7 protein-coding genes are annotated in these 8,557 nt (G+C 65.4%); 5 read left to right on the top strand and 2 right to left on the bottom strand.

What is annotated here, in order from left to right; translation table 11 throughout:
- Positions 1-75 precede the first annotated feature (75 nt).
- The 3 genes from AC0L3X_RS45875 (at position 76) to AC0L3X_RS45865 (ending at position 3,455) form a co-directional block, all read left to right on the top strand.
- Positions 76-2,184 carry a TRAP transporter permease gene (locus AC0L3X_RS45875; RefSeq protein ID WP_063985860.1) on the top strand — a complete coding sequence of 703 codons (2,109 nt, stop codon included), beginning with the start codon at positions 76-78 and terminating at the stop codon, positions 2,182-2,184.
- Complete coding sequence (locus tag AC0L3X_RS45870; RefSeq protein ID WP_063985859.1) at positions 2,145-2,558, top strand: DUF1850 domain-containing protein; 414 nt, start codon at positions 2,145-2,147, stop codon at positions 2,556-2,558. Before AC0L3X_RS45875 ends, AC0L3X_RS45870 begins: the two co-directional genes overlap by 40 nt.
- A gap of 90 nt (positions 2,559-2,648) precedes the next feature.
- On the top strand, positions 2,649-3,455 hold the full coding sequence (locus AC0L3X_RS45865; RefSeq protein ID WP_063985858.1) for an SDR family NAD(P)-dependent oxidoreductase: 807 nt from the start codon (positions 2,649-2,651) through the stop codon (positions 3,453-3,455).
- Between the two features lie 166 nt (positions 3,456-3,621).
- Here the strand turns inward: AC0L3X_RS45865 and AC0L3X_RS45860 are convergent, their stop codons facing one another.
- Positions 3,622-4,392, bottom strand: a complete 771-nt coding sequence (locus AC0L3X_RS45860; RefSeq protein ID WP_063985857.1) for a hypothetical protein — start codon at positions 4,390-4,392, stop codon at positions 3,622-3,624.
- Between the two features lie 86 nt (positions 4,393-4,478).
- A complete protein-coding gene (locus tag AC0L3X_RS45855) occupies positions 4,479-6,056 on the bottom strand; it encodes a cation:proton antiporter (RefSeq protein ID WP_084795312.1) in 1,578 nt (525 codons plus the stop codon).
- A gap of 117 nt (positions 6,057-6,173) precedes the next feature.
- On the opposite strand from AC0L3X_RS45855, the gene AC0L3X_RS45850 reads away from it, so the two are divergent.
- Together AC0L3X_RS45850 and AC0L3X_RS45845 are read left to right on the top strand one after the other, a co-directional pair.
- Positions 6,174-6,935, top strand: a complete 762-nt coding sequence (locus AC0L3X_RS45850; protein WP_063985856.1) for a tetratricopeptide repeat protein — start codon at positions 6,174-6,176, stop codon at positions 6,933-6,935.
- A gap of 134 nt (positions 6,936-7,069) precedes the next feature.
- Positions 7,070-8,455: a tetratricopeptide repeat protein gene (locus AC0L3X_RS45845; protein WP_063985855.1), complete on the top strand. Its 1,386-nt coding sequence runs from the start codon at positions 7,070-7,072 to the stop codon at positions 8,453-8,455.
- The last annotated feature ends 102 nt before the right edge of the window (positions 8,456-8,557 follow it).

The raw sequence follows: 8,557 nt of genomic DNA, 5'->3' as shown, positions 1-8,557 counted from the left end.
GCCCGGCCATGACGGTGTGGCGAGCGGAAGCTCAATGTTATAAGCGCCGCAGATGATGGGCGCGGGGATACGGGCATGTTGCAGGCAGAGGGCTCCGCAGAGCCCATCAAGGTTGAATTCGACAATTTCGAGCACGGTTTTCCGGAAGGTTTTGGTCCGGGCTGGTGGGGCCAACTCGCCTACTGGATCGGCATCGCCTTCGCCACCTTCCAGCTCTATGTCGCCGCCTTCAACTATCTGCCGAGCCAGGTGGTGCGCGGCGTCCATGTCGGCTTCCTCGTTCTCCTCACCTTCGGCCTGATCGCCAATTTCACCGCGAAGAGCGATGTCGGTCGCGCGCTCGGCTGGGTGATCGGCGGCGCCGGCTTCTTCTGCGGCCTCTATCAGTGGATCTTCTATGCCGACCTGATTGCGCGCGACGGCGATCCGACCAGGCTCGATCTCGCGGTCGGCACCCTGCTCGCGGTGCTGATCTTCGAGGGCACGCGGCGCCTGATGGGCGCGGCGCTGCCATTGATGTGCGGCGCATGTCTCGTCTACTGGTTCTTCGGGCAGTATCTGCCGTCGCCGCTCAACCATCGCGGCTATGACTTCGACCAGATCGTCACGCATCTGTCGTTCGGCACCGAAGGCTTTTACGGCGTGCCGATCTACGTCTCGGCGACCTACATCTTCCTGTTCATCCTGTTCGGCTCGTTCCTGGAGCGCGCCGGCATGATCCAGCTCTTCACCGACGTTTCTCTTGGGCTATTTGGCAGGACCCGCGGCGGCCCCGCCAAGGTCGCAGTGTTCGCCTCGGGCATGATGGGCACGATCTCCGGCTCCGGCGTCGCCAACGTCGTCACGGTCGGCCAGTTCACGATTCCGCTGATGATCAAGTTCGGCTATCGCCGCGCCTTTGCGGCGGGTGTCGAGGCGACGGCCTCGATGGGCGGCCAGATCATGCCGCCGGTGATGGGCGCGGTCGCCTTCATCATGGCGGAGACGCTCGGCGTCCAGTACTCGGAAATCGTCAAGGCGGCGGCGATCCCCGCCATCCTCTATTTCGCGTCCGCCTTCTGGATGGTCCATCTCGAAGCCGGCAAGCACGGCCTCGTCGGCATGAAGCGCTCGGAGATTCCGAGTGCCTGGAAGGCGCTGGTGACGCGCTGGTATCTCGTGCTGCCGCTCGCGGCGCTCGTCTACATGCTGTTCGAGGGCTTTACGCCGCTCTATGCCGGCAGCATGGGCCTTGCGCTCACGGTGACGCTGATCCTGGGCGCCAGCATCACGGCCGGCGCCTCCTCGATGGTCGTCCGCTCCATCTTCTGGATCGGACTTGCGCTCGTCGTCGGCGCGCTGTCGCGCGACGGTCTCCAGATCGTGCCGGTCGCGAGCGTCGTCGTCGGGCTGATCGTGATCACGGCGTTCGTGCGCGGCGGGTTCGCGGCCTTGCGCGAATGCCGCAATGCGCTGGCCGAGAGTGCGAAGTCGGCGATCACGGTGGGTATGGCCTGCGCCATCGTCGGCGTCATCATCGGCATGATGTCGCAGACCGGCGTCGGCACCATTTTTGGCAGCTGGGTGATCGGTCTCGGCGAGAAGAGCCTGTTCCTGGCGCTGATCATGACCATGCTGCTGTCGATCCTGCTCGGCACGGGCATTCCGACCATCCCGACCTACATCATCACCGCCGCGCTCGCCGCGCCGGCGCTGGCGAAGCTCGGCGTGCCCTTGATCGCGAGCCATATGTTCGCGTTCTATTACGGCATCATGGCCGACCTCTCGCCGCCGGTGGCACTCGCCGCATTGGCGGCGGCGCCGATCGCGAAGGAGAATCCGGACAAGATCGGCTGGGAGGCGATGCGCATCGCGCTTGCCGGTTACGTCATTCCGTTCATCTTCGTCTATTCCCCGGCGCTGATGCTCCAGGCCGGCGACCCCATGGCGGCCAAGCTCGGCTTCTACGGCGCGGTGGCGCTCGCGACCTTCAAGGCGCTGGTGGCGATCGGCCTGTTCGGCATGGTCGCGATCGGCTTCCTGTTCACGCGCATGACGCTGCTCGAACGCGTGCTCGCGCTCGGCGCCGCGCTCTGCCTGCTCGGTGACTTCGCCTTCAGCGACACCGTGGGCTTCCTGCTCTCCGCCGCGCTCGTGCTGTGGCAATGGCGGCAGCGTCCGCCGGCAATTGTCGAGGCGGTGTGAGCCTCTGTTTCGCAACAGCTTCAGGCGTGAAAGCGCTCGCGCTTTCCGCCTTCACGCTGGTGTGGACGCATTCGATTGCGAAGGTCGACTGGCAGGAGGACTGGCGCGTGACGCCTGCCGGCCTCGAACTGGTGCAGGCGCGCGTCAAGGGCACCGGGCCCGGCATGGAGCCGCCGCCCGAGGCGCGGCTCGTCGACGGCTGGTTTCAATGGCAGCCGCAGCGTGCACCGATGCCGGAGGTCGTGCTCGGCAATTCGGGTGCGGCCGGGGAATGGCGGTTATGCCATGACGGGAAGTGCCGGACGTTGTCGGAGATTGTCGGGCACCCGATCGGTGCTAACGTCACGACGATGAAGATTTGTAACGATCCGTAGCCCGGATGAAGCGAAGCGCAATCCGGGAACAGTCGCCCCGGATTGCGCTGCGCTCCATCCGGGCTACAAGAACAGCAAGGGAGAAATGCGATGGATCGGCTCAAGGGCAAGGTTGCGATGGTGGTGGGCGCCGGCTCGATCGGGCCCGGCTGGGGCAACGGCAAGGCGACCGCGGTGACCTTTGCGCGCGAGGGCGCGCAGGTGTTTTGCGTCGACCGCAACGGTGCGGCAGCCGAGGAGACAGCGAAGATCATCACGGGTGAGGGCGGCAATGCGACTGCCTTCACCGCGGACGTCTCGCGCGCGAGCGAGATCGAGGCGATGGTGGCGGCGTGCCTGAAGGCCTATGGCCGCATCGACGTGCTCGACAACAATGTCGGCATCGCCGAGATGGGCAGCGTGGTCGAGGTCGCCGAGGAGAGCTGGGACCGCGTCTTCACTGTCAACCTCAAGAGTGCCTATCTCGCCATGAAGCACGTCGTCCCCGTGATGGTGAAGCAGGGCGGCGGCTCGATCATCAACATCTCCTCGATCGCCTCGATCCGGCATGTCGGGATTTCCTATGTCAGCTACAACGCCAGCAAGGCCGCGATGAACCAGCTGACGCGCTCGACCGCGATCGAGTTCGCGAAGAACCATGTGCGGGTGAATGCAATCCTGCCCGGTCTGATGAAGACGCCGATGGTGGAGCATTCCGCGGGTCTCGCGAACAGCTACGCCAAGGGCGACGTCGAGGCGATGTGGCGCGCCCGCGATGCGCAGGTGCCGATGGGGCACATGGGCGAGGCCTGGGACGTCGCCAATGCCGCGCTGTTCCTGGCGTCGGACGAGTCGAAATATGTGACGGGGATCGAGCTCGTGGTCGACGGCGGGATCACGTGCAAGGCGGGGGCGTAGCTCCAATTTCCGTCGTCGTCCCGGGACGCGCAAAGCGCGAACCCGGGACCCATAGCCACAGGACGAAGTTGCCGCGCGAGCTAGCAACTCCGAGTCTTCGCCAAACCACGTCCTGTGGCTATGGGTCCCGGATCTGCGCTGCGCTTGTCCGGGACGACAGCGGTGACTACTGCGCCAGCGCCAGAATCCCGCCGGCAAACGAATGCCACGCCGCACTCTCGCTGATCGGCCAGTTCAGCACCTTCACCGCCAGCAGCGCGAGCGTGCCGTAAATGTAGACCGGGTGCACGCGGCCATCGGTGCGCCAGTCGCGCGCCATGGCGACGACAAGCAGGAGCGACGCGACCACGGCCGGGGCGATCGTGACGGGCACCGGCGGCGGGCCGGGAGGACCGGGAGGCGCGAGGAAGGTAATGAACCAGCGCGCGATCGCGGCATCGAGGATCGAGACCGCGGCAAGCAGCATCAGGCGCTTGTGAATCTCGGGCTTTCGCGTGTTCACGATCGCGAGCACGAACACCACCGCGAAGAACGCGATGCCGCTCATCGGCACGATCGAGAAGCCGATGCCGGCATCCTTCTGCCCAAGTGCGGCGGCGTGCTGCATCACGTGCACCGAGGCGAGGAAGCCGAAGATCGTCATCGCGGTCGCAAGCGACACGCCGGCAATCCCGAGTGCGCGGTGATTGACCACGCGGCCCGACGCCGCGAGCCAGGTCTGGATCACGAAATAGAGAGACCAGGTGAAGAACAGGAGCCCGTGAAAATGAATCACCGGGCTCGCCGAAAACGTCCGCTGCGCGAGCGGTACGAAATAGGTCGGCGCGAAGCCGAGAAACGCGGTGGCTGCGCAGGCCAGTGCCATATTGAGATAAAAATATCGTGCAGGCGACGCATCACGCGCGCGTACACGACGGTCGTCGATCAAGGTCGTCATCTGGAATGAGTCTGGAGAGGCGGTGTTTGGTTCAAGCTCCTAACCACCTGGATAGGCCGGCACGCCGCTCAACGCTCGAGCGGAGTTTAACCGTCGGCGCTCAATTCTGCGCGATCGAGCTCTTCCTCGATCCGGTGAAACGCGTCGTCGCCGATCACTTCGGTATCGCGAAGGCCGAGGATCGATTTGCGCGCGGCCTCGATGGCGCGGCGGCGCAGCGGATCGGCGGGCAATTCGCCGCTGGCGATGCCGCCGTGCGGATCGTCGTCGGCCTGCATCAGGATGGCGCGGTATTCGAGCCGCAGGATTTCCGCCTCCTCCGACGGATCGTCCTCGATCGCATCGAGCGCGGCGCGATAGGCGACTGCGCGGGCGCGCGCGACCTCGATACCGACGGGATCGTCGTCCTTGAGGCCGAAGGCGAGAATCAGCGGCCGCAGCGTCAGGCCCTGGATGACCAGCGAGCCCAGCACCACCGCAAAGGCGATGAAGACGATGAAGTCGCGGTAGGGGAAGTTTTCCGGCAAGGCGAAGGCGGTGGCGAGCGTGACGAGACCGCGCATGCCGCACCAGGAGATGATGAGGCCACCCTTCGGCGAGGCAACCTGCTTGGGATCCTTCGGATGATAGAGCCCGTGCGCGATCAGGACGCGCAGCGTCGCGCGGTAGAACGTGATCCAGGCAAGCCGCACCAGGACCACCGTGAGCAGGATCCAGGCTGCGGCCACGCAATATTCCCAGCGCACCTCCGCGTCGAGCCGCGTCCAGATCGGCCGCATCTGCATGCCGATCAGCATGAAGGCGAGCACGTTGAGCACGAACACCATCGTTTCCCAGACCGCATAGGACGGCACCCGTAACCGCGCCGGCATGCGCGCCCCCGCCGTGCGCGCGACGGTGATGGCGTAGACGACGATGGTGAGGATGCCGGAGAGGCCGAGATGCTCGGCTGCGATCCAGACCATGAAGGTGGTGGCGAACTGCACGATGATCGCGCTCGGCGCTTCCTTCACGCGTTCCAGGAACAGCGGGATGATGCGCCCGGCCAAAAGACCGGCGAGGACGCTGCCGACCAGCCCGAGTGCGATCGTCGGCGCGACCTCGCTCCATTTCAGATGCTCCATGACGACAGCGCCGACCGCGATGCGATAGATCAGGAGCGCGCTGGCGTCGTTGAGCAGGCTCTCGCCCTCCAGGACCTTCACCATGCGATAGGGCAGCTTGACCTGGCTCAGGATTGCAACCGCTGCCGCGGCATCCGGCGGGGCCACGATGGCGCCGAGCGCAATGGCGGCGGCCCAGGGCATGTCAGGCATCAGCCGGTGCGCGACGAAGGCCACGCCGACCGTGGTCAGGCCGACCGCGGCGACCACCAGGGTCGAGACCGGAACCCAGTTGTTGCGGAGATCGCGCAGCGAGGTGTCGAAGGCGGCATCCATCAGCACCGGTGCGACAAAAAGTGCCAAGGCGAGGTCGGGTTCGAGCGTCCAGGAGGGGCTGTTCGGCACGAAGGCGATCAGCGCGCCGCCGATGGCGAGAAAGGTCGGGTAGGGGACCTTGATCCGCCGCGCCAGCGCCGATAATGCAACGGCGCCGAGCAGAAGCACGATGATCCATTCGAATGTCGACACGTTGATCCCCGAAACCGATTTTGGCCGTGCCACAAGCTAGCACCAATCCGGCCGTATGATGGATAGTGCACCCTCAAGGCAAGGCTCAAGCCAGACCCAGGCCAAAACCCAGGCCAAGACTCAAGCCAAGACTTTCCGACTGCAGCTAGCATGCGTTCTCAAAATCTCATTCGATTGTCCGGCGCGGTGGCGCTCTGTGCGCTTTCGCTAGGGGCGGCCCATGCCGCGACCGGCGGCGAGCCCGCCGCCGTCGTGCAGGTCGATGTCGCGCCGTGCCTCGCTGCTGCTGCCGCCGACGACATGGACAAGGCCGGCTCCGCCTGCGCCTCCGTCATCGACAACGAGAAGACGGCCAAGGCGGACCTGGTCAAGGCGCTGGTCGCGCGCGGCGCGCTTTATGCGCGGCATGACCAGGTCGACCGTGCGATCGCCGACGACAGCCGCGCTCTTCAGCTCGATCCGACCCTGGCCGACCTCTTCAACGCCCGTGGCGAGCTCTGGCTGAAGAAGGGCGATAAGCCGAAGGCGGTGCAGGATTTCGGCGCCGCGCTGAAGATCGATCCGAACCACGAGAAGGCCAAGGCCAATCACAAGGCGATGGCGCGCGAGCTCGAGCGGATCGGCGCGCAGATGGCGGTGGCCGGCAAGCCCAGCTTCAATTGCAGGAGTGCGGCCCGGGCCGTCGAGAAGGCGATCTGCGCCAACCGCGAGCTCGCCGATCTCGATCGGGAGATTTTTGCGTCGAACGCCCGCGCGATCCGGGAGGCACGCAATCCTGCGGAAGCTAAGGCGCTTCAGCGCGAGCAGGACGAGTTCATTGTCCGCCGCAATGCTGGATTTGGCCGGCCGGGCTATGATCTCAAGAAAGCGATGCAAGACAGATTGCAGCGGCTGAACGGGGTGGACGGGTAGTGAGGCGGTCTTCGGCTCTCCCCGCAAGCGGGGCGAGGGAGTGCGGGCGGCGGTGCGTCCCAACAGGGCCGAATTGAACCCATTCCTCGCCCGCCGCGACAATGGTGAAAACCTGATGTCACGGAGTCTCCCTGATGTGCGGCACGCGTTCTTCCGCGCAAATGTTCCCGTTTGCCAAAATTCCGCTTCGCGCCTTCCTGCTCAGCGCTGCAATGAGCCTTGTCCTCGCCGCCCCGGCCTCTGCTGCCGTCGATTGCGTGATGGGCAGCAAGACTGCGCCCGCCGAACTGATCACGGCGTGCGGCGCCATCATCGACCAGACCACCAATTCGAGCTCAGACCGCGCCGCCGCGCTGCTGGTGCGCGCCGACGCCAATGCGCGAACCTCAGGCGGCCTCACGCAGGCGCTGCGGGATATCGACCGCGCCATCGCGCTGGACGGCAAGAACGCAAAGGCATGGCGCCTGCGCGGCGACCTGCTGCGCGAGGCCGGCGGCGATCTCAACCGTGCCGCGGCTGATCTCAGCAAGGCCATCGAGCTCGATCCGCAGGACGCGGAAGCCTACGAGCTGCGCGGCGTCGTCTACACCAATCAGCGCCGGCTCGACCGCGCGCTCGCCGATTACGATCAGGCGATCAAGCTGAAGCCGGATGATGCGCAGGCCTGGTCCGACCGCGGCGTGAACTATTATCTCGGCGGCGACAACGAGAAGGCGATCCGCGATCTCAGCGAGGCGCTGCGGCTCGATCCGAACCGGCCGCGCGCCTACACCAATCGCGGCGCGGCCTACAAGAAGCTCGGCCAGCTCGACAAGGCGGTCGCCGATGACGGCGAGGCGATCAAGCTCGATCCGAAGGTCCCCGAATATTACGACAATCGTGGCCTGGTACTGGCCGCAATGGGTGAGTACGACAAGGCGATCGCCGACTACGACCAGGCGCTGCGGCTGGCGCCGCGGCCGAGCTTCTTCACCAACCGCGGCGATTCCTACCAGCTCAAGGGCGAGCTTGGCGCGGCGCTCAGCGACTACGAGGCTGCGCTGAAGATCGATCCGAATTTCGCGCAGACCTATAACAACCGCGCGGTGCTCTACAAGAAGATGAGTGAGCGCAGGAAGGCGCTGGCCGATTACGAGACGGCGCTGAAGCTCGATCCCGGCAACGAGAACGCGGCCAACGGCCGCCGCACCATGATGGCGGAGATCGCGAAGTTCGGCGCCGAGCCGCTGCGTCCGCTCGCGGCGAATTCCGGCAACGGCCCGTCGTTCGATTGCGCCACGGCGAAGCGCGAGGTCGAGAAGGTGATCTGCGCCGATCCGCAACTCGGCGTGCTCGATCGCCAGATCGCCGAGACCTATGAGCGCGTGCTGAAGGTTACGAAAGGCCGCTCGGCCGGCGATCTCCGCAAGACCCAGCGCGATTTCCTCGCCACGCGGAATGCGAGCTTCGGCCGGCCTGGCTATGATCTGAGGAAGGTCATGCAGGATCGGTTGCAGCGGCTGAATGCGATGGAGAGTTGAGGCGCCTCTACGCGCACACTGCGTTCCCTCCCCCCTTGCGGGGGAGAGCGGGAGAGAGGGGTGGCCACGAACTCAGTCTAGAGTTTGTGGCCACCCTCTCCC

It is taken from the genome of Bradyrhizobium sp. MI1.7, from assembly GCF_055811795.1.
Note: the sequence above shows the minus strand (reverse complement) of the source record. Positions and strands in the feature narration are given on the sequence as shown.